A 23,414-nucleotide genomic window follows, 5' to 3' on the forward strand; every position below is an offset into this window, starting at 1 on the left:
CGGTTCAGTTTTCCGGGAGGGGCGTGAATTCCTGATCGTCGCCATCGGGCAGTTTCATCCGGCCCTGTTTCCAGTCTTCCTTGGCCTGTTCAAGGCGGTCCTTTGACGAGGACACGAAATTCCAGAAGATGAAGCGTTCGCCGATGGGTTCGCCGCCCAGCACCATGACGGTTGAGGCTTCTTCGGCCACCACCAGAACATCGCCCTTGCCCAGTACGGCCATCTGGCCCGCGCCGACTTTCTGACCGGCCACGTCTGCGGTGCCACGGGTCACATATACGGCGCGTTCGGAATGTTCATCGGGCACTTTGCGGCGGGCGCCTTTCTCCATTTCCCAATGCATATAGAACATCGGCGAGCGGACTTTCACGCCGGCGTCCATGCCTTCGGTCGCGCCGGCGATCAGGCGGCCTTTGAGGCCGGCTTCGGTCCAGGTCGGGAGGCTGTCTGCCGGATGGTGCCAGAAGCCGGGGTCGATTTCCTCGTCTTCATTGGGCAGGGCGACCCAGGCCTGGATGCCGTGCATATGCGCGCCGTTCATGCGGGCGTATTCGAGGCGTTCGGAATGGGTGATGCCTTTGCCTGCGGTCATCCAGTTGACGGCGCCCGGCTGGATTTCCTGTTTGAAGCCGAGGCTGTCGCGGTGGGTCATCGCGCCGGAATAGAGATAGGTGACGGTAGAGAGCCCGATATGCGGATGGGGGCGCACGTCGAGTTCCCGCGGAATGCCGGGGGCGAAATCCACAGGGCCCATCTGGTCGAAGAAGATGAAGGGGCCAACCATTCGCCGCTTGGCAAAAGGCAGGACGCGGCCGACTTCAAAGCCGCCGCCAAGATCGCGTGTGCGCTTGTCGATGATGAGTTCGATCATGGGGGTCTCTCCTTGTCTGCGATCACTTTACGCCAGATGGGCGCGATGATGAGGGTTTTCTCGCCGCCAGCCTTCTATAAGAGTTATGCCAAATCTGTTTATCCGGGAGGCTTCACCCAATGTCTATTTCCAGGCGCGTTCTGCGCACCGCTGCGATGGCGGCGATTCTGATGGCTGGCGCGTTGCCGGCGGTTTCCGAAACCGTTCTGATCCATGCGGGTAAAGTGCTCGATGTGCCGGGCAATGCGCCGCGTGGGGCCACCACGATTACGGTGACCGATGGCAAGATCGTATCGCTTGAGAACGGGCACAAGAGGGCAAGCGGCAGTGACGTGCGGGTGATCGACCTGAAGGACAGCTTTGTGCTGCCGGGCCTGATCGACAGCCATGTGCACCTGACCTCGGATTCCGGCGGGATCGTCTGGCAGCTGGAAGAGATCACCCTGTCGCCGGCGGCGCAGGCGTTTGATGCCTGGGACAATGGCATGAAGACCCTGCGCGCGGGCTTTACCACCGTCCGCAATCTGGGCGATGGCGACGGCGCGGTGCTGGCGCTGCGCGACGCGGTCAATGACGGGCAGGTGCAGGGGCCGCGGATTCTGGACGCGGCAAACTCCATCTCTGTTTCCTCCGGCCATATGGACAGCTCGCTGGGATACCGCGATGAGCTGCGGCCCTATTTCAAGGCGGCGGGCAATACATGTGACGGCGCCGAAGACTGCCGCCGGGCCGTGCGCCTGCAAGTCTCGCGCGGGGCTGACCTGATCAAGCTGGCGACCACGGGCGGCGTCAACAGCCGGATCGGCGCGGGCCTGGGCAAGCAGATGTTCGAGGATGAAGCGGTTGCCATTGTCGAAACGGCAAAGCTGTTCGGCAAAAAGGTGGCCGCCCATGCCCATGGCGGCGACGGTATCCGGCTGGCGCTGGAGGCGGGCGTTGATTCCATCGAGCATGGCACGATCCTCGACCCGGAAACCATCGAGGCGTTTGTGGCTTCGGGCGCCTATTACGTGCCGACGCTTTCGACCGTGAACGGATATATCGAGCGGATGGAAGCCAATCCCGATGCCTATGAGCCGGATGTGCGCGCCAAGATCGAGTGGCGCATCGGCATCACGGGCAAGAGCCTTGAGATTCTCTATCCCAAAGGCGTTCCGATTGCCTTTGGCACCGATGCGGGCGTTTCCAAACATGGCCGCAATGCCGATGAGTTCGAGCTGATGGTGCGCTTTGGCATGTCGCCGATGGAGGCCATCAAGGCGGCGACGGTGAATGCGGCAGACCTGCTCGGCATCACCGATGTGGCCGGCACGCTGGAGCCGGGCAAGAGCGCCGACATCATCGCCGTGAAGGGCGACCCGATTGCCGATGTGAAGCTGCTGAAGTCGGTGAGCTTCGTGATGGCGCGCGGTGAGGTGGTGAAGGAGTAGGGGCTTTAGAGAAAGGGCGAGCGTCTTATCCGGCCTCGCCCCCTCACCCCTGGCCCTCTCCCCCGGAGGAGGAGAGGGGTTCAAGGGCAGCGGCGTGGGCCGCTATCCGCCAGCGGATTATATTACACGACCGTCAGCCAGTCCGGGCGCACATACTTTTCGCCCAGATCCCGCGCGACGAGTTTGTGGGCGATGGTGCCCTGGTCGGCCGTCAGGCCATTGGCGAGATGCTTGTTGGCATTGATGGCGTTGCGGGCGCCGAGATTGGCGATCTGCATGACGAAGGGCAGGGTGGCGTTGTTCAGCGCGTAGGTGGAGGTGCGCGGTACGGCGCCGGGCATGTTGGCGACGCAATAGTGCAGGATACCATCCACCTCATAGATCGGATCATCATGCGTGGTCGGACGGCTTGTCTCGAAGCAGCCGCCCTGGTCGATGGCGATGTCAACGAGCACCGAGCCCGGTTGCATGGTCGAGAGCTGGGCGCGGCTGACGAGCTTGGGCGCTGAGGCGCCGGGGATCAGCACGGCGCCGATCACGAGGTCAGCGTCCTTGATGGCTTCGGCGAGGGAATGGGCGGTCGAATACATCGTGTTGATGGTGCCGCGGAACTGTTCGTCGAGTTCGCCGAGGCGCTCATTGTTGCGGTCGAAGACCCAGACATCGGCGCGCATGCCGACCGCGATCTCGGCGGCATGGGTGCCGGAGACACCGCCGCCGATGATGACGACCTTGGCGGGCGCAACGCCCGGCACGCCGCCGAGCAGGATGCCCCGGCCCCGGCCCTTGGTGCGCATCAGGGCGCCGGCGGCGACCTGCATCGACATGCGCCCGGCGACCTGGCTCATCGGGCGCAGGAGGGGGAGGCCGCCATGGGCGTCGGTGACGGTTTCATAGGCGATGGCGAGGCAACCGGAGTTCATAAGGCCTTTGGCCTGCACAGGGTCTGGCGCGAGATGGAGATAGGTGAAGAGGGTGTGGTCTTTGGTGAGGCGCGCGGTTTCTTCCGGCTGGGGCTCCTTCACCTTCACGATCAGGTCGCTTTGGGCGAAGAGGGCCTCGGCGTCCGGCAGGATGGCGGCGCCAATGGCGGTGTAGGTTTCATCGGCAAAGCCGGACGCAATTCCCGCACCGGCCTGGATGTTCACCTGATGGCCGGCGCGTACCAGTTCGCCAGCGCTCTCAGGTGTCAGACCGACACGGGATTCCTGCTTTTTGATTTCAGTTGGAACACCAATTCGCATGCGCCTCTCCTTAGGGAAAGATCATGCCTATAAACCGCCTTTTGAGGCGGTTCCACCCCCGCCACGAAAGCGGGAAAAAGAAAACCGCGTGCGGGAAACAGGATTGCCCCACACGCGGTTTGAGATTTCAGGCCCTGAAGCCAGGGCCTGCTGGCAGATTACATGGACCGCGAAATGGTGAACACGACGCGCTCGTCGGCCAGATCGGTGCCGTCGAGATCGGTATCCCAGTAGCGCACGTCAAAGCCGAAACCGAGGGCGGAGTAGGTGCCGCCAAGCGACCAGTTGGTGTAGTCGTCACCGGCATCGAACTGGTAGGAGCCGACGCTGCCGTCCACGCTGAAGGCGTCGGAGAGGGCGAAGCCCGCCGTTGCGTTCAGGTAGAGGTTTTCATTGTCGACATCGTAATAGGCTTCGCCGCCGATGGAGAGGCCGCTGTCGAAGCCATAGCCGAGGGCGCCTTTGAGCTCGACGAAGTCGAGGTCGGATTCTTCAGCGTCCGGGTAGGCGTAGTAGATGACGCCCACATCCCAGCTGATGCCGCTTTCGAGTTCACCGGCGAGACCGCCGTAGAAGTCGATTTCCATATTGGTGTCGGAATCGTCGCCGAAATCGACGTTCGATGCCCAGGTGCCGGCATAGAACAGGCCGTTCGCGTAGTCGAAACCACCCGAAATGGCCGGGTCGCTGTCGGTCTGCGAAACGCCGCGCCAGACATAGTCGGACGACAGAGCGACGTTACCCGAGAACTCTCCCTGGGCGGTCGCCGTGCCGGCCGCTGCCAGCATGGCGGCAAGTGCGACACCTGCCTGATAAAACTTCATACGCATGCGTGTTAACCCCGTCTTGTGATCACGCTCCCGCTTGAGCGCCACGAACGAAAGTGCCGGTCTTTCCCGGCCTTGCCGATGCTGCCGTCACGCGAACTGCCGGGAGACCGGTGCGAACGCACCTGTTTTAGGCAGATGGGCGGGCCTCTGCCTCTCAATTGTGCGCCGCAGCGTCCAGAAAACAGGCAGAGGCCGAGTCAGCGTGCCTTCAGCGGGGCATAGCCAAGGTGCATGCCGGCATCCACGAGCAGGGTTTCGCCAGTTATATGACGGGACGCGTCACTGAGCAGGAACAGCGCCGAATCCGCGATGTCGTCAGGCCCCGAGGCGACGTTCAGGGGTACGGAGGCGGCGACCCCGGCCTCCATCTTCATGTATTGCTCCTCGCTCATCGTGTCCTTGAACCAGCGGGTGCCGATGAAGCCGGGGCAGATGGCGTTGACGCGGATGGCCGGGGCGAGGGCGCGGGCGAGGCTGATCGTCATGGTGTTGAAGGCGCCCTTGGAGGCGGCATAGGCCACTGAGGAGCCGACGCCGGCAACTCCGGCAATCGAGGAGACGTTGAGGACCGTCGAGGCCCGGCCGGTCTGTTTATGTGCCTCCACCAGCAGGGATCTGGTTTTCTGCATCATGATGAAGGGGCCGGCGACGTTGACCGAATAGAGGTTGAGGAAATCGTCGCGGCTGAGCGCGTCGAGATCGGAATGGTCGCGGGCATGTTTGGTGATGCCGGCATTGTTGACGAGAATATCGAGGCGGCCAGCCTGGGCGGCGGCTTCGGCCAGCTTTGAACAGCCCTCATCGGTGGAGACATCGGCGACGACGAGACGGGCCTGAGCGCCAGCCTTCTGGCAGTCTGCAACGGTGGCTTCGCCATCGGCGATGGATTTTGTGCAGTTGATAATCACGCTGGCGCCGCGTTCTGCGAGTTTCAGGGCGATCGAGCGGCCAAGGCCGTTGGCGGAGCCGGTTACGAGGGCGGTGCGGCCTTCAAGGTCACGAGGGGTCATCCGGGGTCTCCCTTTTCTGGATTTTTTACCTGCGGCTTCAATGGTCTGGGGGCGGGAAGGTAAGTCAAGCCATGGCGCCGCCCGTGACGCGCGAGCGGGTGGAGGACTTGTCTGCAACCGGGCGGAGAAGCTTGATAAATGGGAACCCACCTGCTGCCCATTCGTTCTACCTGCATGAGCAACGACCTGTTCCGCCTGATCTATGTAAGCACAGCCCGCCCCGGCCTGTCGGAGGAGGATATGTTGAGCATTCTCAACACGTCCCAGTCCAATAACGATGAGCGCCGGATCACCGGCTATCTGGTGCACAATGGCGACAACTTCATGCAGCTTCTTGAAGGGCCGCGCCCAGAAGTTGCCACAATCTTTGGCCGCATCCTTGAGGATGACCGCCATGGCGGCGTGGTGCGCATTCTGGCCGAGCAGGCCGACCGCCGGGTTTTTCCCGACTGGTCGATGAATTATTTCCGCGTCGACCAGGGCGGGGGCAATGGCTGGATGCTGGTGCGCCGGGACGACCCGATCGACAGCCTGATGCCGGCGCATGTGCCGCGGGACCTGATCTACGCTTTCTCGAAATTCATCCGGCAGACCTGACGGCGCGTTCGCTGACTGGGTTGGTGCTTGCCGCAGCCACGCGCAAACGCTGTGGGGAGAGGGCGCGGTGAGCCTGAGCCTAGATGTCGAGCTCTTCGACGAAGGCGGCGTTTTCCTGGATGAAGCGGAAGCGGAGTTCGGCTTTTTTGCCCATCAGGGTGTTGATGAGGTCGGCGGGATTGATTTCGAGATCATCCATTGCCGCCGGGAGCGTGACGCGCGCCAGCGTGCGGCTGGACGGGTTCATGGTGGTTTCTTTGAGCTGGGCGGGGTTCATTTCGCCCAGACCCTTGAAGCGCGTCATCTCGACCTTCTGGTTGCCCTTGAAGTGTTCCTTCATGATCCGGGCCCGGTCGGCGTCATCCATGGCGTAATGGATGTTGCCCTTGTTCGAGAGTTTGAACAGGGGCGGCAGGGCGAGATAGAGCCGCCCGCTTTCGATCAGGCCGGGGGTGAGCCGGTAGAAGAAGGTGATGAGCAGGGCGGCGATGTGGGCCCCGTCGACGTCCGCATCGGTCATGATGATGATGCGCTCATAGCGCAGATCGTCGATGTTGAACTTGCGACCGAGTTCTGTGCCGAGGGCGAGGGAGAGGTCGGCCAGTTCCTGGTTGCCCATCAGCTTGTCGTCTGAAGCGCTTTCGACGTTGAGGATCTTGCCGCGCAGGGGGAGGATCGCCTGCGTCTCGCGGTTGCGGGCCTGTTTGGCGGAGCCGCCGGCCGAGTCGCCTTCGACGAGGAAGAGTTCGGTGCCTTCCGGGCCTTTAGCCGAGCAATCGGCGAGTTTGCCGGGGAGGCGGAGTTTCTTGGTGGCAGACTTTCGGCTGATTTCCTTGGCCTTGCGGCGCTTGGCGCGTTCATCGGCGCGGTCGATGGCCCAGCCGAGCAGCTTGTTTGCTTCCTTGGGGGAGCCGGCGAGCCAATGGTCGAAGTGGTCCCGTACCGCGTTTTCCACCAAGCGGAAGGCGTGGGTGGAGGAGAGCTTGTCCTTGGTCTGGCCGACGAATTCAGGGCCACGGATGAAGACCGAGAGGAGGAGGCCGGAATGGCCCATGACATCCTCGGCGGTGACTTCGGCGGCTTTCTTGTTGCCGGTCAGGTCTCCGAAATTGCGGATGCCCTTGGTGATGGCCGAGCGGAAGCCGGCTTCGTGGGTGCCGCCTTCGGGCGTCGGGATGGTGTTACAATAGGAGCGGGCGAAGCCGTCTGCCTCGCCAAAGCCGGCCTGGGTCCAGGCGATGGCCCATTCGACCTTACCCTCGGCGCCCATGTCAACGAGGCCGGTGAAGGGGGTCTCGGTGATGGTGGACTTGTCGCCGAAGACTTCGGTGAGCTGGTCGGCCAGGCCATTGGGATAGGAGAGGACGGCTTCGGCGGGGACTTTGGAGTCCTCGGGAAGAAGCTCGGGATCGCAGGACCAGCGCACTTCGACGCCGCGGAAGAGGTAAGCCTTCGAGCGCGCCATCTGGAAGAGGCGCTGGGGGCGCCAGCGGAGCTTGTCGCCGAAGATCTGGAAGTCGGGCTTGAAGCGCACGGAGGTGCCGCGCCGGTTGGGCGCAGCGCCGACCTTCTGGAGCTTGCCGAGCGGCAGGCCGCGCGAGAAATCCTGGCGGTAGAGCGTGCGGTCGCGGGCGACTTCGACTTCGACGAGTTCAGACAGGGCGTTGACGACCGAGATGCCGACGCCGTGGAGGCCTCCGGCGGTGGAGTAGGCTTTGTCGGAGAATTTGCCGCCCGAATGGAGCGTCGTCATGATGACTTCGAGCGCTGATTTCTTGGGGAATTTCGGGTGCGGGTCGATCGGGATGCCGCGGCCATTGTCGACCACGGTGAGGAAGCCGTCAGCGTCGAGCTTGATGTCGATGCGGTTGGCATAGCCGGCAACGGCTTCGTCCATGGCGTTGTCGAGGACTTCAGCGAAGAGGTGGTGCCAGGCGCGCTCATCGGTGCCGCCGATATACATGCCGGGGCGCTTGCGGACGGGCTCAAGGCCTTCGAGGACCTCGATGTCCTTGGCGGAATAGCCCGCTGTGCCCGCCAGCAGGTCGTCTTGCTTCATCTGCCGCGCTGAGGACATGGACTGCTTCTCCGTCACTGAAAGCCGCCGATGACCCGGCGGAACTGTCGTGGCAGATAGGAGGTTAAAGCCTTAACGGCGCATTAACCTTCGGCTTTCTGCCAGATAGCAGGACATCTGGCGGGGTTTGCCGGGTGGGGCAAGGGGGCCACGGTTGCGTAAGCGCAATTCACAGGATTGTTGAGCAGCGTTCAGCTTGAAGGGTTAAGCTGGGGTTTCCACATTCCCACTGTCGCCCAATTAATGTCCTAGTGTGGCATGACAGGGTATAAGGGTTGCTGCTCAGCGGGACCCGAATCAAAGGAGGCACTTCAGATGCCAAAGACAAAAACAGTGCCGGTGTTGCCGCTTCGGGACATCGTTGTTTTTCCTGACATGGTCGCCCCCCTCTTTGTGGGCCGCGACAAGTCCGTCCGGGCGCTCGAGATGATCGACGAGTCCGACAATGAGATCATGCTGGTGGCCCAGAAGGATGCGGCCGTCGACAACCCTGTGACCAGTGACCTGCATGCGACGGGCACGCTGGCGACCATCCTGCAACTCTTGAAGCTGCCCGATGGCACCGTGAAGGTGCTGGTCGAGGGCCGCTCGCGCGCGCGCCTGGTGGCGCTGCATGACCGGGCCGAGTATTTCGAGGCTGAGGTTGAGGCCATTCCGGAAGCCGATGCGTCGGGCGCTGATGTGCAGGCGCTGATGCGCGCCGTGCAGGAGCAGTTCGAGAACTATGTGAAGCTTAACCGCAAGATCCCGCCTGAGGCGGTGACCACGATCAGCCAGCTGACTGATCCGGGCCGGCTTGCCGATCAGGTGGCGTCAAACCTCTCTGTGAAGCTTTCCGACAAGCAGGAATTGCTGGAGATGCCGGAGGTTAAAGACCGGCTGGAGAAGGTCTTCTCGCTGATGGAAGGCGAGATGGGCATGCTGCAGATGGAGCGGAAGATCAAAAACCGCGTCAAGCGGCAGATGGAGAAGACCCAGCGCGAATATTATCTCAACGAGCAGATGAAGGCGATCCAGCGCGAGCTGGGCGATTCTGGCGGCGAGGGCGGCGAGCGCGATGAGCTGGCCGAGCTTGACCAGAAGATTGCCGACACGCCGCTGAGCCAGGAAGCGCGCACCAAGGCCGAAGCCGAGATGAAGAAGCTGCGTCAGATGTCGCCGATGTCGGCGGAATCGACGGTTGTGCGGAACTATCTCGACTGGATTCTGTCGCTGCCCTGGGGCAAGCGGAAGGACATCGAAACTGACCTTCTCAAAGCCGAGAAGCAGCTCGATGACGACCATTACGGCCTCGACAAGGTGAAAGAGCGTATTCTCGAATACCTCGCCGTGCAGAAGCGGACCGGGCGCCTCAAAGGCCCGATCCTCTGTCTCGTCGGGCCTCCGGGCGTGGGTAAGACCTCGCTGGGCCGCTCGATTGCCGAAGCCACGGGACGCGACTTTGTGCGTGTGTCGCTGGGCGGCGTGCGCGATGAGAGCGAGATCCGCGGTCACCGCCGGACCTATATCGGCTCGATGCCGGGCCGGGTGATCCAGAGCCTGAAGAAGACCAAGAGCGGCAACCCGCTGTTCCTGCTCGACGAGATCGACAAGATGGGCATGGACCATCGCGGCGATCCGGCTTCGGCGCTGCTCGAAGTGCTCGACCCTGAGCAGAACTCGACGTTCAACGACCATTATCTGGAGGTCGACTATGACCTCTCCGACGTGATGTTCGTGACGACGGCGAACTCGCTCAACATGCCTCAGCCGCTGCTGGACCGGATGGAGATCATCCGTATCGCGGGCTACACCGAAGAAGAGAAGCTGGAGATCACCAAGCGCCACCTCATTCCGCAGGTGCGCGAGGATCATGGTCTCAGGGATGACGAATGGATCGTGACCGACGAGGCCATCCGCGACCTGATCCGCTACTATTCGCGTGAAGCGGGCGTGCGGAGCCTGAAGCGTGAAGTTTCGCGCCTTGCCCGCAAGGCTGTGCGTGAGATTGCAACGGGCGAGCATACGAGCCTGACCATCGATTCGGACAATCTCGCCAAATATGCGGGCGTCCGGAAGCATCGCTACGGCCTTGCCGACGAAACCGATCAGGTGGGCGCTGTCACCGGCCTTGCCTGGACGGAAGTGGGCGGCGACCTGCTGACCATCGAGGCGGTGAAAATGCCCGGCCGGGGCGCGATGAAGGTGACGGGTAACCTGCGCGATGTGATGAAGGAGTCGATTTCGGCGGCCAGCTCGCTCGTGCGGGCCCGCTCTGTGGACCTCGGCATCAAGCCGACCGTGTTCAACACGACCGACATCCACGTGCACGTGCCAGATGGCGCAACGCCCAAGGATGGCCCGTCTGCGGGCGCGGCCATGACCACGGCCATCGTTTCGCTGCTGACCGGCATTCCGGTGAACCGCGAAGTGGCGATGACAGGCGAGATATCCTTGCGTGGACGGGTGCTGCCGATTGGCGGCCTCAAGGAGAAACTGCTCGCGGCCCTGCGCGGCGGCATCAAGACGGTGCTGATCCCGAAGGAAAACGAGAAGGACCTCGATGAGATCCCCGATAACGTCAAAACCGGCATGAAGATCATTCCGGTGTCGGACATCCAGGAAGTGCTGAAACTGGCGCTGACCGGGCCTCTGACGGCGATCGAATGGTCTGAAGCCGATGAGGCGCGCCTGCAGGCGAGCCTGGGCGGCGGACCGGCCCCGGCAACGGACGGCGATGCGGTGCGCACGCACTGATCTGCCAGCGACGCTGAAACTTTTGGAAAAGCCCCCTCGATGAGGGGGCTTTTTTGTTTGGGGGGTGACAGCAGCAAACCACACTTGCCTTCCTGCCACTCGCCCGGTTAAGAGGGCGGCGGTGGGGCGATTAGCTCAGTTGGTAGAGCGCCTGCTTTACACGCAGGATGTCGGCGGTTCGAGCCCGTCATCGCCCACCATTTTCCTTCCCTGGTTGACGTGTTTTTGCCTTGGTTTTGTACCATGCTTGACGCACGCGCCGCGTAGGGCACGCTATAATTGCGCACGCGGCATGCGGGATCGGCCCGCCCACTGGAGGAACACGCCATGAAACTTTCCCGTCTTCTGATGGTGGCGGCGGCGCCGCTGGTCATGGCTGCCTGTGGCGCGCCGGCGCCGGAACCGGCCGGGGACGCGAGCGCGTCGCTGGCGTTTGGCACGGACTATTCGTGCAGCGGGATGGACATATCGGTCGGCATTCTGGACGAGGAGACGGTGCTGCGCGCCAACGGGAAAGAATACCGGATGGCGCCGGTGAAGACCGCTTCAGGCGCCAAATATGCCGCTGAGGGCGAGCCGGAAACCTCGTTCTGGAACAAGGGCGAGGGCGGAACGCTGGTGCTGGAAGGCGTGGAATATGCCGATTGCTCGCAGGTGGGTGGCTATGGTGAGCCGGCCGGGGCGATTGACACGGCGGAGCTGGAGACGGCGGCCGAGACGTTTACCGCGCGCGGCAATGAGCCGGGCTGGACGGTGACGCTGGACGGGACGACGCTGACCTATGTGTATGCCTATGGCGAGGGCCGGTATGAGGCGCCCCAGCCGGCGGCCGAAACGGTCGATGGCGGGAAGCGCTATGCCACGGCTGACGGCAATCTGGCGGTGACGGTGCTGGACAAGGTGTGCGCCGATGACATGTCGGGCATGCCCTATCCCAAGACGGTGACGGTGCAGATGGAAGATGCGCGCGTGCAGGGCTGTGGCGGGGATACGCAGGACCTGCTGACCGGCGCGTGGGACGTGATCGAGGTGAACGGGGCGCCGGTGATGCCGGGGGCGGTCCTTACGATGACATTCGAAGCCAATGCCAGGACAGAACCGGACACACCGGGACAGTTTGTGCCCGATACGGGACGCGTGAGCGGCAAGTCTGGCTGTAACGGCTATGGCGCCGATTACACGATTTCGGGCGAGGGGCTGAGCGTGGGCGACGTGACCACGACCGAGATGGCGTGTGAGCCGGACATCATGGAGCAGGAGCAGGCCTTTCAGGACGCGCTGCGGCAGGTGACGGCGATCTCGTTTGACGAGACCGGGGAGATGGAACTGCGCGACCATGAGTTCCGCCAGATCTACGCCCGGCGCCCGTAAGCCCTGCCCCTCGGGCACCGGTTGACGCGCCGGGCAGCACTTAGCAATCCTGACGGAAAGATACCTATCAGGGAGGCAAGCGGCTAATGGACCAGGCGGTCAACAAGGCGACGACACGGATTGCCATTCTCGGCGCCGGGATGAGCGGGCTGGGCGCGGCGGCCAAGCTCAAGGAAGCTGGCTACAGCGTCATCGACATTTTCGAGAAGTCTGGCGGGGTAGGCGGCACCTGGCGGGACAACACCTATCCGGGATGCGGATGTGATGTGCCCAGCCATCTTTATTCCTATTCGTTCGAGCTTAATCCGGACTGGGATTACAAATGGTCGCTCCAGCCGCAGATCCTCAAATATTTCGAGGATTTTGCCGACAAGTATGATGTGCGCCGGCATTGCCGGTTCAACACCGAGATTACCGAGTGCCGGTGGGATGACGCGGCCAACAGCTGGACGCTGACCGACCGGGCGGGGAAGACGTATACGGCCGATGTGCTGATTTCCGGTCTGGGGCAGCTGAACATTCCGCATACGCCCAACTTCCCCGGCCTCGACACGTTCAAGGGCGGGGCGTTCCATTCGGCGCGGTGGGACCATTCGGTGGGTCTGAAAGGCAAGACGGTTGCGGTGATCGGAAATGGTCCGAGCGCGGTGCAGTTTGTGCCGGAGATTCAGAAGGTCGTCGGCAAGATGCTGAGCTTTCAGCGCTCGCCGGCCTGGTGCCGTCCGCGCGGGCAGCGGGCGTATGACGCCAAAGCGAAGAAATACTTTGCGGGCGCAGACTGGCGGATCAACTGGTATCGGTGGCGCATCCGGGCGTTTGCCGATTTCGGCTTTGGCGCGTTCTTGCAGAAGTCTCCGCTGGGGCTGGCCGATTCCATGAAGAAGATGTGCCAGAAGCATCTGGAAGATCAGGTGCAGGACCCTGTGCTGCGCGAGAAGCTGACGCCGGATTTCGAGCCGGGGTGCAAACGTATTCTGATCTCGGATGATTATTATCCCGCGCTGGCCAAGCCGAATGTCGACGTGCTGCGCCAGGGCATCAAGGCGGTGACGCCGGACGGGGTGATCGGCGAGGACGGGCAGGAATATAAATGTGACGCGATCATCTGGGCGACGGGGTTCCAGTCGACCGAGTTCCTGACGCCGATGCAGGTGTATGGCCGCAATGGCCTCAGCCTGAACCAGGCCTGGAAGGATGGCGCCGAGGCGTTCAAGGGGATGGCGGTCTCGGGCTTCCCGAACCTCTTCCTGCTGTATGGACCCAATACCAATCTTGGCCACAACTCCATCATCCTGATGGTGGAGCACCAGATCCACTACATGATCCAGTGTATCGACAAGATTGCCGAGAAGGGCGTGGCGGCGATTGACGTGACGCCCTCAGCGATGACCGCTTATAACGTGCGTGTACAGAGCGAGATTGCCAAGACGGTCTGGGCGTCGGACTGCCACAGCTGGTACAAGAACGAGGCCGGCAAGGTGACCAATAACTGGTATGGCAAGACGACCGATTACAAGAAAGAGACGCGCACGCCGGACTGGACGGATTTTGAGGTGGTGAAGGGCTGATCCTTTCGCCAGAAAAGAAAAAGCCCCCTCCGAGGAGGGGGCTTTTTTTGTTACATAGGCTCTGTACGGACGGGGGCGAGGTCGGGGAAGACCGGCTCGCGTTTTTCGGCGCGGGCGGCAAAGGCTTCGGCCATGTGCGGCGGGGGGAACATGGCGGTGTTCCAGAGGCCGATATAGTCGAGCGTTTCGGCGGTGGTGTGGTCGCGGCCGTAATTGATGAGGACCTTGGAGCCGGTGACGGCGAGGGGGTTTTTCGAGGCGATCTCGCGGGCCGTGGCCATGACGCCGGCGATGAGCTCTTCATGGGTGTCGTAGATGTCGTTCACCAGGCCGATTTCCTTGGCCTTGGCAGCATCGATCTTGCGGCCGGTATAGGCGAGTTCTTTCACCCAGCCTTCGGGGATGTAGCGCTGGAGGCGCGGGAAGGTGCCGACATCGGCGGTCATCGCGATGTTGATTTCCATGATGCAGAAATAGGCGTCTTTGGTGCACCAGCGGATGTCGCCGGCGGTGATCATGTCGATGGCGCCGCCGATGACTGCGCCGTGGCAGGCGAAGAGGACCGGCACGCGGGCTTCTTCCATGCAGTTGAAGGAGGACTGGATGGCCTTCACGTTCAGTCGGAAGGCCTCGGCCATCACGAAGCGGTCATGATCGGCGGCGGGGCGGGGCGTGGTGAAGACGGACGTATCCATCCCAGCAGAGAAATGCTTGCCGGTGGAGGAAATGACGATGACGCGGGCCAGCGCGTTATTGTCGATGGTGCGGACGATTTCGGGCAGTTCGTTCCAGAACGCCTTGTTCATCGTGTTCATCGCCTCGGGGCGCGACATCTGGATGTGGGCGACCTTGTCTTCGATGGTCACCTTGAAGGCTTCGTATGTGTCTTTCAGCATGGGGTGTCTCCTCCGGTTGGGGAGGAGTGTAGCAGGCAGACGCGGCGCGGCGAGGGGTGACGCGGCGCTAAGGCTTTACCGCTTCGGCTTTTACCGGGCGCATCAGGAGGGCGGTGATGGCGTCATCCACGGTGATTTCGCCTTCGATGACGGCGGCGACGGCTTCGCAGATGGGCATTTCGATGCCCTGGCTGCGGGCGAGGCGGCGCAGGACCGGGGCGGTGGCAACGCCTTCGGTCACGGCGTTGCGGGCGGCGAGGATGCTGGCGAGGGTTTCGCCTTTGCCGAGCGCGAGGCCGAGGGACATGTTGCGGCTGGTTTCCGACGAGCAGGTGAGCACGAGATCGCCGAGGCCGGAGAGGCCGGTGAGGGTTTCCGCCTCTGCGCCCAGCGTCAGGGCGAGGCGGGTCATCTCGGCATAGCCGCGTGCGATGAGGGCGGCATGGGCGGAGCGGCCGAGGCCCTTGCCGAGCGCGATGCCGCAGGCGATGGCGAGGACGTTTTTCACCGAGCCGCCGACTTCCGCCCCCAGAAGGTCCGTACCCAGATAGGGCCGGAAGGTGGGCGTGGAGATGGCCTGGATCAGCTCTGTGCCGAGGCGGGTATCTTCGATGGCGAGGGTGACCGCGGTGGGCAGGCCCTTGGCGACGTCGATGGCGAAGCTGGGGCCGGACATGACGGCGGGGATGGCTTCGGGAAGCTCATCCTTCAGAACCTGGGTCATGAATTCGCCGGTGGCGAGTTCGATGCCCTTGGAGCAGAGGACGACGGGCGTGCCGGGACGCAGGCTGGCGCGCAGGGCGCGCAGGGTTGTGCGGGTGTGCTGGGCGGGGGCGACGGCGAAGATGGCGTCGGCGAGGCCAAGGTCTTCCAGCTTGTTGGTGGCGCGGATTTCCGGCTTCAGGGGCACGCCTTTGAGGAAGGCGGTGTTCTCGCGGGCGGTGTTGATGGCGGCGGCGACCTCGGGCTCGAGCGCCCAGAGATGCACGGTCTGGCCTTCGCGGGCCAGCATCTGCGCGATGGCTGTGCCCCAGGCGCCCGCGCCGATGACGCCGAATGTCTTGAAGTGCTGTGTCATGGGCCGGTTTTGGCCGAAGCCGGGGCGGGGGGCAAGCGGCCCGATTGACGGACGCTGCGCAAACGGCAATACCTGCAATGTCAGGTGGGAGACGAGGGCAACAGAAGCGGGGACCGCAAATGTTAGCCTTGACGGTCATTCATATTCTATTCGGAACGATTTCAATCGTCGCAGGCGCTTCTGCGATGGTTTTGAAAAAGGGTGCAAAACTCCACAGGCTCTCGGGCCGGGTGTTTGCGGTTTCGCTCGTTCTTTCGTCAGTGGCCGGGTGTTGCCTGGCCCTTATTGTTGACGATCAGTTCCTTGCGTTCCTCGCGGGCGTACTGACGGTGTATCTTGTCGGGTCCGGTGTGCTGGCCGCCGCCGGACGGGCCGGGCAGCGAAGCCATCTTGCGATGTTTGCCATCGCATCGACCCTGACTGGGGCGATGTTCTGGCTCGCCTGGGAAGCTTCCCGTGCGGAGGCGGGGACGATGCTGGGATACGGGCCCGGACCTTATATCTTTCTCGGGGCCATCTGTCTGATCGCCACGCTGGGGGATGTCCGGACACTGATTGCCCGGACCCTTGGGCCAGCCGACCGGCTCTCACGCCATTTATGGCGTATGTCATTTGGTTTCTTCATCGCGGCAGGGTCGCTGTTTACCGGCCCCGGCGCGTCAGCGTTTCCGCAAAGTGTCAGGGAGAGCGGCGTTCTCTCCCTGCCTGAACCTTTGATCCTGTTGCTGATGATCTTCTGGCTTATCCGGGTCAGGTGGAGAAGCGCCCCGCGCACGGCCCCGTCTATTTGAACTGAAAGCTGCCGGTTTCGCCGTCGACTGTGATGGCGACTTTGCGGCCGACGGGGCTGGCGTCTTCGCGCAGCACGGCCAGCGTGGCGGCGTCCGCGTTGTTGGCGATGGCGCGGCGGCCGTCGGCAAGGCGGGCGAAGATGATGCCGCGTTCGGGGCCTTCCTTGCCGTGGGTAACGGTGAAGGTTTCGAGCGTGCCTTCGCAGGATTCAGTGGCGATTTCGACTTGTTCTGCCGGTTTGGCGCCTTTTTCGGCGGGGGTGAATTTGGCCGGTTTGGCGGCGGAGTAGACGCCGGCGGCTTCCTTGGTCATCCAGCCGCCATTGGCGAGGACGAGGCCGGTATTGCCGGGGTTTTCACGCAGCAGGGCGACCATCTCGGCTATTCCGTGCAGGGAGTAGTTGTTTCCCGGGCCACCGAAGAAGGGAAGCCCGCCTGTGAGCGTGAGGGGGCGTTTGTCCGTTTTCCAGTCGATACCGAGGGCCGCCGCGCCGGAGAAGACGGCGCAGGGGAAGCAGGAGTAGAGATCGAAATGGTGGATGTCTGCCGTGGTCTTGCCCGCTTGAGCAAGGGCGCGGGAGACGGCGGTGTCCATGGCCCAGGAGCGGTCCAGAACCGGGCGGACGGAGATGTGATCGTCGCCTGCCTCGCCGCCGCCATGGAGATAGACGCGCTTTCCTTCCGGCACGCCGAGTTCGTCGGCCTTCGAGGAGGAGACGATGATCGCGGCGGCGCCCTGATTGACGGCGTCCTGGGCGATGAACCATTTCAGGAAGGGGTCTGCATACTCATAGTTTTCGCGCGAGGGGGTGGAGAGGAACTCCACCGAATGTTCCTGCGGGAATTGCGACCAGGGGTTTTTCGCGGCCGTAGCGGAGAAGGGCTGGAACAGCTCGGCCATGGCCTTGCGCTGGCCTGCGCGGCCCCGGCCTTCGCGGGCGGCGATGGCGTTTTCGAACAGGCCGTAGAAGTAAGCGGGCGTGACGAGGCCGTGCTTGATTTCGCCGCGCGAGAGCATCATCGGGCCGAGGCCCCGGTCTTCATAGTCGCGCGCGTCCTGATCGGCCCAGTTGATCTCGACGCCGTTCTTGCGGGCGCCTTTTGAGGCGCGGTTGGCTTCCGAGCCGGAGATGAGGACGGCATCAAACTCGCCGTCATGAATGCGGCGGGCGAACTCGTTGACGAGGGCCTGGGGGCTCTGGCCGCCGACGGTTTCGTAGACGAGGTAGCCGGGATTGGTGTTCGTCTCGCGGGCGAGGGTTCCGGGGAGGTTTGTGTTGTGGCCGTGGGGGTGGCGGTCGCCGGGGACGGAGTCCTCAAAGATGCGCACCACGGCGAGGGCGTCAATGGCGGCGGCCATGCCGGAGACGCCGGTGTCCACAAGGGCGGCGTTGGAGGCGTCTGCCATCAGGGAGAGGGGCGAGGGGGCGCCGTCTGCGCCGTTCTTGCCGTCCCACTGGCTCATCGCCTGGCCTACGCCGATCAGGACCGGAAAATCACCTTTTGCCATTGCCCGCGCTCCTCAAGTTTAAACAGGTCTGCGCTTCGTTTAACGTGCGGTAAGCCGTCTTGGGAGCCCCGACGCAGGGGAAGGGGCGGCGGGGGTGTGTACTAAATCTGAGAGGGCTTCAGGGGTTGGCGCGCATGAAGGTGATGATGGCCTGGCTGAAGGCTTCGGGGCGGTGTTCTTGCAGGAAGTGGCCGCCGCCAGAGATGGTGACGTGGTTCTGGCCCTTGGCGCCGGGGATACGGGTCTGGAAAGCCGCTTCGCCGCCCTTGGTGACGGGATCGTCATCAGCGAAGGCGGTGAGGACAGGCTTCTCGAACTTTTCCAGAACGGCCCAGGCGGCGTCGTTCTTGGCGCGCTCCTCCGCGCCATTGGGCAGGAGGGGTACGAGGGAGGGAAAACGGCGGGCGCCGGCGAGATAGGTTTCGTCCGGGAACGGAGCCTCATAACCATTCAGAACGGCGTCGTCGGAAATGTCCGACAGAAGACCAAAGACATCGCGGACGGCAAAGTCCGGTGCCTCGGCGGCGTATTTGACCCAGAAGAGAAAAGCGCCGGGCGCGCCAGAGCGGAAGGCATCGCCCACATCGCTGGCGCTGGGCACGGGCACCTGCGGATAGAGCATGCCGAGCATTTCCGACATCTGCGGGGCGAGTTGTCTGGAATCGGGCAGGCCGGTATTGGCCACGACGAGGCGTTTGAAGCGATCCGGGTGCATACCCGCCAGGCGCAGGCCGAGGAGGCCGCCCCAGTCCTGACAGACGAGGGTGAGACCGGTGAGGTCCAGGGCCAGCATCCACTCTTCCAGCCAGGCGGCATGGCCGGAATAGGAATAGTCCTCGATGGCCCCTGGCTTGTCGGATTTGCCGAAGCCGATGAGGTCTGGCGCCAGGACGCGGTATCCGGCGGCCGTCAGCAGGGGGATCATCTTGCGGTAAAGATAGCTCCAGGAGGGCTGGCCGTGGAGGCAGAGGAGGATCTCGCCGTCACGCGGGCCTTCGTCGAGATAATGCATCCGCAGGGGTGTGCCGTCTGGGGCTGTCACGTTGTGATAATGCGGGGCGAAGGGGTAATCCGGCAGGTTTTCAAACCGTGCGTCCGGTGTCCGCATGACCTTCATTTTTTTCTCTTGCCCCCAGCCTTGGCATTTCAGGTATTGGCATTATTCGTGCCACTTCTTCAGGCGGGGGGCAACAGGATTTTTTTTGAGGCTCCTGAGCCGGCGCCTAATGCGCAATCAGCAGCAGGAGGGCGGCGGCGCAGAGGACGAGGCCGGTGAGCCCCTCGATGCCCCCGCGCACGCCGGGGCGGGCGAGGAAGCGGCTGGCGCGGGCGGCGGCGCTGGTGATGAGGGCAAAGAAGGCGAGGCCAAAGGCGCAATGGATGAGGGCGAGGCCGGCGCCGAAGGCGACGAGGCCGGCTGGGCCGAAATGGTCTCTCGGGAGGAATTGCGGCAGGAAGCTTGCGTAGAAGAGGCCAACTTTGGGATTGAGCAGATTAGTCGTCAGACCCCGGAGGAACCAGTTGGGCTGGCGGGCGGTTTGCGCGCTGACTTTATCTGCTGCTTTGTGGTGGCGGAGCGTCTGGTATGCTGACCAGATCATCTGGCCGCCGAGCCAGAGGACATAGAGAGCGCCCGCGATGCGCAGGGCCTGGTAGGCGAGCGGGGAGGCGGCGGCGAGGGAGCCGACACCGGCGGCGGCCGCAATGCCCCAGACGAGGACGCCGAGCGTGACGCCGGCGCCTGCGATCATGCCCCGGCGGGGGCTTTCGACGGTGGCTGTGCGCAGGACGAGCGCGGTATCGAGGCCGGGCGTCAGCGTCAGCAGCAGGGCGGCGACGGAGAAGGAGAGGATGGCGGCGGCGGGGTCCATAGGCTTACCAGCCGCCCGTGCGGGCCCAGTCCTCGAGCATGGGCAGACGGTCCCAGCCCCAGAAGGGTTCCTCATCAATCACGAAGAAGGGCGAGCCGAAGATGCCGCGCGCGATGGCCGCTTCGCTGGTGGCGCGGGCATGGTCCTTGATGGCGGGGGTTTCGAGGCCTTCGCGCAGGGCGGCTGCGTCCAGCCCGAGCGGGCCGGCGAGGGCGGCGATGGCATCGGGGTCGCTGCTATCGAGCGCGCCGGAATAGTAGCGGGCGAAGATCTCGCGGGCGAAGGGGCGTTCCTGGCCGGGATGGTGGGCCTCTATCCAGTAGAAGGCGCGGGTGGCGGGCAGGGCGATTTTCGGGTGATCGGCAGGCGGGGCGAAGGGGACCCCGAGCTTACGGGCCGCGCGCTGCCAGTCGTGGCGGGCATAGCCGCCCTTTACCGGTGTGGCAGAGAGGCCGCGCATGCCGGTGACCTTGAACGCCGTGCCCAGCATATAGGGGCGCCAGAGGATGGGGCGGCCGACACGGGCGCCGAGCGCGTCAATTTCCTGAGCGGCGAAATAGGCATAGCCGGAAGAAAAATCGAACCAGAATTCGATCGGGGCAGGCGGGCGCATTCAGGCATTCCTCCGGCAGAAAGGGCCATACGGCTTACCTCGGGGCAAAGCGGATAAACGTCAACCGATGGCCTTGAGTGCCGCGTGGTCAAGTTTGACAGCCTGCGCCGGGGAATGATGATTGGCGAAAACAGATAACAGACGACAGGGGAGCCTCATGAAATATGATCTGATCATCGTGGGCGGCGGCATTGGCGGCTCGGCCCTGGCGGCGGTGATGGCAAAAGCGGGCTGGAGCGTGCTGCTGCTGGAGAAGCAAGCTCAGTATGAGGACCGTGTGCGCGGAGAATGGATTGCGCCCTGGGGCGTGGCCGAGACCAAGCGCGTAGGGCTGTATGACCTGCTGAAAGGCGCGGGCGGGCATCACATCACCTCGCATGTGACCTATGATGAGAGCCTGCCGCCGGAGCTGTGTGAGCAGGCGGCGGTTCCGCTGGGTCTGTTGCCGGATATTGCCGGGCCGCTGTGCATTGGCCATCCCCATCATTGCGAGACGCTGTTTGGCGAAGCGGTGCGCGCGGGCGCGACGGCGCTGCGCCCCGTAGTGATCGAGAGCGTGACGCTGGGGGCGGCGCCGGGCGTGACGTATACGCATGAAGGGGCCAGCCATACGGCCAGCGCACCGCTGATTGTGGGGGCCGAAGGGCGGCAATCGGAAGTGCGCAGCGCGGCGGGGATCGGTCTGCATCAGGACAAGCCGCATCACTGGTTTGCCGGGCTGCTGGTCGATAATGTGAAGGGGATTGATGATACGCGCCAGTCCATCGGGACGGAGCGGAATTTCGGGTTTCTGGCGTTCCCGCAGGGCGGCACCAAGGTGCGCGTTTATGGTGGCTATGCGCTGGAGGACAAGCGCCGGTTTGCCGGGGAGGACCGCGAGCAGCGGTTTCTGGAGGCGTTCCGGTTTGACTCCGTGCCGGCAAACGAAGCGATTGCGGCGGGCACGCCTGTGGGGCCGCTGTTTGCGTATTTCAACAATGACAGCTGGACCGATGAACCCTTTGCGCAGGGCGCCGTGCTGATCGGCGATGCGGCGGGGTGGAATGATCCGATCAATGGGCTGGGCCTGTCGATCACCTATCGCGACGTGCGGATGGTTTCGGATATTCTGAAAGCGGCCGGGCCGGGCGGCAATCCGGACTTTGCGCCGTATGCGGAAGAACGCGCCGAGCGGATGCGGCGGCTGCGCTTTGCGGGGCAGTTGCAGGCGGCGCTGGATATGGAATTTGGCGAGACGGCGCGGGCGCGGCGCCATGCCTATCACCATCGGCGATTGAACGATCCCACGATCGGGATGCACGGCGTGGCCGTGCTGGCGGGGCCGGAAATGGTGCCGCCGGAATTCTTTACCGAAGACCATCGCCAACGCGTGCTTGAGGCGGGCTGAGATCATGAGTGTTGTGGATATTGAAGCGTTCAATGCGGACTGGCTGAAGGCCTGGTCGGACAAGGACACCGAGCGGCTTGTGTCATTCTATTCGGAAGACACCGTCTACATGGACCCGCAGACGGCGGGCGGCCTGAAAGGGCGCGGCGCGTTGCGTACGTATCTGCAAGGCCTGTTCGGGGCGACGCCGGAGATGGTGTATGTGCCCGAGGCCGTGTGGGTCATTGAAGGCGGCTTCTGTGGCCGGTGGATCTGTACGGTTGGCCCGGATGGGGCGGGCGGCAAGCTGCGCGGATTTGATCTCGTACTCCTGAAAGATGGCGAGATCACGCACAATGAGGTGTATGTGCACCAGTTGCCCGCCTGACGGCGCAGGCGGGCGGGGTGATCCGTGGTCAGATGCTTTTTTGGTTGACGCGGGCGGAGAGGGCGGCGGGGCTTTCCTTGCGCTCTGAATAGCGGTCGACGAGATAATCGGCGCGGTCGCGGGTGAGCAGGGTGAATTTCACCAGTTCTTCCATCACGTCCACAATGCGGTCGTAATAGGGGGAGGGGTTCATCCGGCCGGCCTCATCAAATTCCATGAAGGCTTTGGCGACCGATGACTGGTTCGGGATGGTGATGAGGCGCATCCAGCGGCCGAGAATGCGCAGCTGGTTGACGGCGTTGAAGCTTTGCGAGCCGCCGCAGACCTGCATGACGGCGAGGGTTTTTCCCTGCGTGGGCCGCACGCCGCCAAGGGCGAGGGGTATCCAGTCGATCTGGGTTTTCATCAGGCCGCTCATCGCGCCGTGACGCTCCGGCGAGCACCAGACCATGCCTTCTGACCAGATGACGAGATCCCTCAGCTCCCGGACTTTCGGATGATCGTCGGGCGCGCCATCGGCGAGGGGGAGGCCTGTGGGATCGAAGTGGCGGGTTTCGCAGCCAAGCCGCTGAAGGATGCGGGCGGCTTCCTCATTGGCGAAGCGGGAGAAGGAGCGTTCGCGCAGCGATCCGTGCAGCAGCAGTATGCGCGGGGGATGGGTTTTTGGCGGGGGCGTGAGGAGCGCGTCGCGGTCTATCGGGTGGAAGCTGGCTTCGTCGAGCGCGGGCAGGGTGGTTTCGGGGTCAGCCAATGCGCTGTCCTTTCTCGTCGATGATCATCTCGCCATCTTCCTTGTAAAGAGGGCCGGGCGGCAGGGATTCGAGAAGATCGAGCACCGCTTCGCTGGGGCGGCAGAGGCGCACGCCCTTGGGGGAGCAGACGAGGGGGCGGTTGACGAGGATGGGGTGTTCCAGCATGGCGGCGAGGATCGCCTCATCACTGATGCCGGGCTCCAGCAGGCCAAGCTCCTTGGCGGGGGATTTGCTTTCGCGCAGGGCGGCGCGGGGCGTGAGGCCGGCTGCGGCGAAGAGGCCGAGGAGCTGGGGCCGGGTCCAGCCTTCCTTGAGATAGTCGATTACGACCGGCTCGGCGCCGCTGGCCTTGATGATGGCGAGGACGTTGCGGGAGGTGCCGCAGTCCGGATTGTGGTGGATGACGATCATCTTT

21 protein-coding genes and 1 tRNA gene are annotated in these 23,414 nt (G+C 63.4%); 9 read left to right on the top strand and 13 right to left on the bottom strand.

Translation table 11 applies throughout. From position 1 onward, the window contains the following. Positions 1-4: 4 nt before the first annotated feature. Entirely contained in the window at positions 5-871 is an 867-nt protein-coding gene (locus HNE_RS04815) for a pirin family protein (protein ID WP_011645993.1), read from the bottom strand. 119 nt (positions 872-990) lie between these two features. Here HNE_RS04815 and HNE_RS04820 point away from each other — a divergent pair, with 119 nt between their 5' ends. Next, a complete protein-coding gene (locus tag HNE_RS04820) occupies positions 991-2,301 on the top strand; it encodes an amidohydrolase family protein (RefSeq protein ID WP_011645995.1) in 1,311 nt (436 codons plus the stop codon). A gap of 122 nt (positions 2,302-2,423) precedes the next feature. Here the strand turns inward: HNE_RS04820 and ald are convergent, their stop codons facing one another. The 3 genes from ald to HNE_RS04835 all read right to left on the bottom strand — a co-directional run bounded on the left by ald (position 2,424) and on the right by HNE_RS04835 (position 5,385). After that, positions 2,424-3,545 carry an alanine dehydrogenase gene (ald, locus tag HNE_RS04825; protein ID WP_011645996.1) on the bottom strand — a complete coding sequence of 374 codons (1,122 nt, stop codon included), beginning with the start codon at positions 3,543-3,545 and terminating at the stop codon, positions 2,424-2,426. Positions 3,546-3,703: 158 nt separating this feature from the next. After that, positions 3,704-4,375, bottom strand: a complete 672-nt coding sequence (locus HNE_RS04830) for a TorF family putative porin (RefSeq protein ID WP_148205809.1) — start codon at positions 4,373-4,375, stop codon at positions 3,704-3,706. Between the two features lie 197 nt (positions 4,376-4,572). After that, positions 4,573-5,385 (bottom strand): SDR family NAD(P)-dependent oxidoreductase, encoded by an 813-nt coding sequence (locus HNE_RS04835; protein ID WP_011645999.1) that lies wholly within the window; start codon positions 5,383-5,385, stop codon positions 4,573-4,575. Positions 5,386-5,559: 174 nt separating this feature from the next. Here HNE_RS04835 and HNE_RS04840 point away from each other — a divergent pair, with 174 nt between their 5' ends. Then, a complete protein-coding gene (locus tag HNE_RS04840; RefSeq protein ID WP_233352001.1) occupies positions 5,560-5,982 on the top strand; it encodes a BLUF domain-containing protein in 423 nt (140 codons plus the stop codon). A gap of 79 nt (positions 5,983-6,061) precedes the next feature. On the opposite strand, the gene parE is transcribed toward HNE_RS04840, so the two are convergent. Further along, the gene (gene parE, locus HNE_RS04845; RefSeq protein ID WP_011646001.1) at positions 6,062-8,059 is read right to left on the bottom strand and encodes a DNA topoisomerase IV subunit B; all 1,998 of its coding nucleotides are present in this window, start codon (positions 8,057-8,059) and stop codon (positions 6,062-6,064) included. 315 nt (positions 8,060-8,374) lie between these two features. On the opposite strand from parE, the gene lon reads away from it, so the two are divergent. The 4 genes from lon (at position 8,375) to HNE_RS04865 (ending at position 13,734) form a co-directional block, all read left to right on the top strand. Then, positions 8,375-10,795, top strand: a complete 2,421-nt coding sequence (gene lon, locus HNE_RS04850; protein ID WP_011646002.1) for an endopeptidase La — start codon at positions 8,375-8,377, stop codon at positions 10,793-10,795. Between the two features lie 124 nt (positions 10,796-10,919). Continuing rightward, a tRNA-Val gene (locus HNE_RS04855) sits at positions 10,920-10,995 on the top strand. Between the two features lie 127 nt (positions 10,996-11,122). After that, positions 11,123-12,166: an META domain-containing protein gene (locus tag HNE_RS04860; RefSeq protein WP_011646003.1), complete on the top strand. Its 1,044-nt coding sequence runs from the start codon at positions 11,123-11,125 to the stop codon at positions 12,164-12,166. Positions 12,167-12,252: 86 nt separating this feature from the next. After that, entirely contained in the window at positions 12,253-13,734 is a 1,482-nt protein-coding gene (locus HNE_RS04865; RefSeq protein ID WP_011646004.1) for a flavin-containing monooxygenase, read from the top strand. 50 nt (positions 13,735-13,784) lie between these two features. Here the strand turns inward: HNE_RS04865 and HNE_RS04870 are convergent, their stop codons facing one another. Further along, positions 13,785-14,630, bottom strand: a complete 846-nt coding sequence (locus HNE_RS04870; RefSeq protein ID WP_011646005.1) for a crotonase/enoyl-CoA hydratase family protein — start codon at positions 14,628-14,630, stop codon at positions 13,785-13,787. A gap of 67 nt (positions 14,631-14,697) precedes the next feature. After that, the gene (locus HNE_RS04875; RefSeq protein ID WP_011646006.1) at positions 14,698-15,708 is read right to left on the bottom strand and encodes an NAD(P)H-dependent glycerol-3-phosphate dehydrogenase; all 1,011 of its coding nucleotides are present in this window, start codon (positions 15,706-15,708) and stop codon (positions 14,698-14,700) included. Between the two features lie 77 nt (positions 15,709-15,785). Between HNE_RS04875 and HNE_RS04880 the strand changes: the two genes are divergently transcribed. Continuing rightward, positions 15,786-16,499: a hypothetical protein gene (locus HNE_RS04880; protein WP_233352002.1), complete on the top strand. Its 714-nt coding sequence runs from the start codon at positions 15,786-15,788 to the stop codon at positions 16,497-16,499. Here HNE_RS04880 and HNE_RS04885 read toward each other — a convergent pair. The 4 genes from HNE_RS04885 to HNE_RS04900 form a co-directional block, all read right to left on the bottom strand. Further along, complete coding sequence (locus HNE_RS04885) at positions 16,492-18,009, bottom strand: acetyl-CoA acetyltransferase (protein ID WP_011646008.1); 1,518 nt, start codon at positions 18,007-18,009, stop codon at positions 16,492-16,494. The genes HNE_RS04880 and HNE_RS04885 overlap by 8 nt on opposite strands. Positions 18,010-18,127: 118 nt before the next feature. Continuing rightward, a complete protein-coding gene (locus tag HNE_RS04890) occupies positions 18,128-19,126 on the bottom strand; it encodes a haloalkane dehalogenase (RefSeq protein WP_011646009.1) in 999 nt (332 codons plus the stop codon). Between the two features lie 106 nt (positions 19,127-19,232). Further along, positions 19,233-19,880, bottom strand: coding sequence for a LysE family translocator (locus HNE_RS04895; RefSeq protein WP_011646010.1), 648 nt, complete (start codon positions 19,878-19,880; stop codon positions 19,233-19,235). Between the two features lie 4 nt (positions 19,881-19,884). Then, positions 19,885-20,493: a 2-hydroxychromene-2-carboxylate isomerase gene (locus HNE_RS04900; RefSeq protein WP_011646011.1), complete on the bottom strand. Its 609-nt coding sequence runs from the start codon at positions 20,491-20,493 to the stop codon at positions 19,885-19,887. Between the two features lie 157 nt (positions 20,494-20,650). On the opposite strand from HNE_RS04900, the gene HNE_RS04905 reads away from it, so the two are divergent. Both HNE_RS04905 and HNE_RS04910 read left to right on the top strand, forming a co-directional pair. Beyond that, positions 20,651-21,880: an FAD-dependent oxidoreductase gene (locus HNE_RS04905; RefSeq protein WP_011646012.1), complete on the top strand. Its 1,230-nt coding sequence runs from the start codon at positions 20,651-20,653 to the stop codon at positions 21,878-21,880. 4 nt (positions 21,881-21,884) lie between these two features. Next, entirely contained in the window at positions 21,885-22,247 is a 363-nt protein-coding gene (locus tag HNE_RS04910) for a YybH family protein (RefSeq protein ID WP_011646013.1), read from the top strand. 28 nt (positions 22,248-22,275) lie between these two features. Here HNE_RS04910 and arsH read toward each other — a convergent pair whose 3' ends face one another. Together arsH and arsC are read right to left on the bottom strand one after the other, a co-directional pair. Further along, positions 22,276-22,998, bottom strand: coding sequence for an arsenical resistance protein ArsH (gene arsH / locus HNE_RS04915; RefSeq protein ID WP_011646014.1), 723 nt, complete (start codon positions 22,996-22,998; stop codon positions 22,276-22,278). Further along, complete coding sequence (gene arsC, locus HNE_RS04920) at positions 22,991-23,410, bottom strand: arsenate reductase (glutaredoxin) (RefSeq protein ID WP_011646015.1); 420 nt, start codon at positions 23,408-23,410, stop codon at positions 22,991-22,993. Before arsC ends, arsH begins: the two co-directional genes overlap by 8 nt. Positions 23,411-23,414 lie beyond the last annotated feature (4 nt).

Source organism: Hyphomonas neptunium ATCC 15444 (assembly GCF_000013025.1).
GTDB lineage: Bacteria > Pseudomonadota > Alphaproteobacteria > Caulobacterales > Hyphomonadaceae > Hyphomonas > Hyphomonas neptunia.

Bases quoted from the DNA above. Each gene is read 5' to 3' on its own strand.
- HNE_RS04860 (WP_011646003.1), top strand. From the start codon at position 11,123: ATGAAACTTTCCCGTCTTCTGATGGTGGCGGCGGCGCCGCTGGTCATG.
- HNE_RS04905 (WP_011646012.1), top strand. From the start codon at position 20,651: ATGAAATATGATCTGATCATCGTGGGCGGCGGCATTGGCGGCTCGGCC.
- HNE_RS04820 (WP_011645995.1), top strand. From the start codon at position 991: ATGTCTATTTCCAGGCGCGTTCTGCGCACCGCTGCGATGGCGGCGATT.
- HNE_RS04910 (WP_011646013.1), top strand. From the start codon at position 21,885: ATGAGTGTTGTGGATATTGAAGCGTTCAATGCGGACTGGCTGAAGGCC.
- HNE_RS04895 (WP_011646010.1), bottom strand. From the start codon at position 19,880: ATGGACCCCGCCGCCGCCATCCTCTCCTTCTCCGTCGCCGCCCTGCTG.
- HNE_RS04875 (WP_011646006.1), bottom strand. From the start codon at position 15,708: ATGACACAGCACTTCAAGACATTCGGCGTCATCGGCGCGGGCGCCTGG.
- arsC (WP_011646015.1), bottom strand. From the start codon at position 23,410: ATGATCGTCATCCACCACAATCCGGACTGCGGCACCTCCCGCAACGTC.
- HNE_RS04870 (WP_011646005.1), bottom strand. From the start codon at position 14,630: ATGCTGAAAGACACATACGAAGCCTTCAAGGTGACCATCGAAGACAAG.
- HNE_RS04830 (WP_148205809.1), bottom strand. From the start codon at position 4,375: ATGCGTATGAAGTTTTATCAGGCAGGTGTCGCACTTGCCGCCATGCTG.
- HNE_RS04835 (WP_011645999.1), bottom strand. From the start codon at position 5,385: ATGACCCCTCGTGACCTTGAAGGCCGCACCGCCCTCGTAACCGGCTCC.
- HNE_RS04880 (WP_233352002.1), top strand. From the start codon at position 15,786: ATGTCAGGTGGGAGACGAGGGCAACAGAAGCGGGGACCGCAAATGTTA.
- HNE_RS04890 (WP_011646009.1), bottom strand. From the start codon at position 19,126: ATGAAGGTCATGCGGACACCGGACGCACGGTTTGAAAACCTGCCGGAT.
- ald (WP_011645996.1), bottom strand. From the start codon at position 3,545: ATGCGAATTGGTGTTCCAACTGAAATCAAAAAGCAGGAATCCCGTGTC.
- HNE_RS04815 (WP_011645993.1), bottom strand. From the start codon at position 871: ATGATCGAACTCATCATCGACAAGCGCACACGCGATCTTGGCGGCGGC.
- HNE_RS04840 (WP_233352001.1), top strand. From the start codon at position 5,560: ATGAGCAACGACCTGTTCCGCCTGATCTATGTAAGCACAGCCCGCCCC.
- parE (WP_011646001.1), bottom strand. From the start codon at position 8,059: ATGTCCTCAGCGCGGCAGATGAAGCAAGACGACCTGCTGGCGGGCACA.
- HNE_RS04885 (WP_011646008.1), bottom strand. From the start codon at position 18,009: ATGGCAAAAGGTGATTTTCCGGTCCTGATCGGCGTAGGCCAGGCGATG.
- HNE_RS04900 (WP_011646011.1), bottom strand. From the start codon at position 20,493: ATGCGCCCGCCTGCCCCGATCGAATTCTGGTTCGATTTTTCTTCCGGC.
- HNE_RS04865 (WP_011646004.1), top strand. From the start codon at position 12,253: ATGGACCAGGCGGTCAACAAGGCGACGACACGGATTGCCATTCTCGGC.
- lon (WP_011646002.1), top strand. From the start codon at position 8,375: ATGCCAAAGACAAAAACAGTGCCGGTGTTGCCGCTTCGGGACATCGTT.